Origin of the sequence: Methanolobus vulcani (genome assembly GCF_900100715.1) — an archaeon.
GTDB classification, from domain to species: Archaea; Halobacteriota; Methanosarcinia; order Methanosarcinales; family Methanosarcinaceae; genus Methanolobus; species Methanolobus vulcani.
Genome location: NZ_FNCA01000017.1, coordinates 1 through 1,653, shown reverse-complemented (window position 1 = coordinate 1,653; position 1,653 = coordinate 1). Strand labels below are relative to the sequence as shown.

The following is a 1,653-nucleotide window of genomic DNA, read 5'->3' as shown; positions in this document are numbered from 1 at the left end:
AACTCTCAGAAAATGTGGATGCTATAATCCCTGTGAACGAGAACCTTGAAACAATAGAGTTTCTCAGGAGCATAAAGGACGAGCTTGCTTGTCCTGTACTCTTTGATTTTGATGCCTATCACATCAGCATGGACAAGAAGCGTTCCAAGGACTATTTCAAGTCAATCAATATTCCGACTCCTGCGGACAAGCCCACCAGCCCGCCATATTTTGTGAAGCCTCCGTGTGAGAGCAGCAGTATCGGGACATCTATAATATATGATGACAAGAATCTTGAAGGACTTGACCCTTCAATGCTCATTGAGGAATATGTTGAGGGTGATGTTATTTCTCTTGAAGTGATAGGTGATGGAACTAACTTTGCAGTTGTAAAGGAAACGAAGATTCATATCGATGGCACCTACGACTGCCACATGGTTACTCCTATTGATAATTATCCTGAGTTCAGGAAGATCACATATGAACTTGCTAAGAACCTCGATCTCCGGGGAATAATGGACGTTGAAGCAATAGACAGCCCCAGGGGACTTAAGGTACTGGAAATAGATGCAAGGTTCCCGAGCCAGACGCCCACAGCCGTTTATCACTCTACCGGGGTCAACCTTGTTGAGATGCTCATGCAGGCGTTTCTGGGAGAAGTTCAGGAAACTGACATGGTTCCTGAGACTAACTATTGCATCTACGAGCACCTTTTGCTTGAAAACGGAGAACTGAAACCTGTTGGCGAGCATGTGCTCTCACAGGGAGATGAATATGTACAGTTCCATAATTCAGAAGGACTTGAAATATTCGAGTCCAGAGGAGAGAACAAGAACAGTGTTTTCACCCTCATAAGTTACGGAACTGACAGAGAAGAGACTGAAAAGATAAGACAGAATGGAATGGAAATGATCATCGGTCATTTCATGAACAGAGAACAGGAGGAATGAAAATGGCACTTTTAACACCGGAAGACCTTGAGAATCTTTCAATGCAACTTGAAGAGAACGATGAGATCGCAAAAAGGGTTACTGGTCTTGATATCAAAGGTATATGCGAGGCACTTTACAGCACACAGCCCGGTACTGAAAAAGTTGCGATCATTCCTATAACTGCCGGCAATGGTATTATCAGCAATTTCACATCGTCACTCCTGTTCATAGTCCGGTATTTCGGCTTTGAAGGTTTCATAACAGAACACCCTGATGTCACAGGTTACTATGAAGCAGTTTCTCAGGGTGCTGATATCATAATGATGGCTGATGACCATATTTTCACCGCTCACAATCTGAGGAATGAAAAGATAGTGAGCAACCATGTTGCAACAGGTGTTATTTACGCTGATATCGCTTCCAGATACAAGGAAGCCAATTCAAAGGATATACTTGTTATCGGACTCGGAAGGGTTGGTTATGCAGGAGCATGCCATCTTGTGAACAAGGGATTCAATGTTTACGCATGCGATCCAAACAAGGAATTCCTGCAAAAGGCTGTGGATGAACTTGGAATCAAGCCCTATTGTAGCGATGACAGGAAGAAGTTCTCAATGGTCTTTGAGGCAACACCGAATGCAAACACAATATCAGAGGGTATGATCGAAGAAAGATGTCTTGTCTCAACCCCGGGAATTCCCTGCGGACTTCCACCTGAGATCGGACAGAAGTATCACGTTGA

General features: G+C 43.8%; 2 protein-coding genes. Both read left to right on the top strand.

Annotated elements, in window-relative coordinates; translation table 11 throughout:
- A partial coding sequence (pylC, locus tag BLP52_RS14220; RefSeq protein WP_154717904.1) for a 3-methylornithine--L-lysine ligase PylC occupies window positions 1-929 on the top strand: 929 nt, incomplete at its 5' end.
- A gap of 2 nt (window positions 930-931) precedes the next feature.
- A partial coding sequence (gene pylD / locus BLP52_RS14215; RefSeq protein ID WP_091711144.1) for a 3-methylornithyl-N6-L-lysine dehydrogenase PylD occupies window positions 932-1,653 on the top strand: 722 nt, incomplete at its 3' end.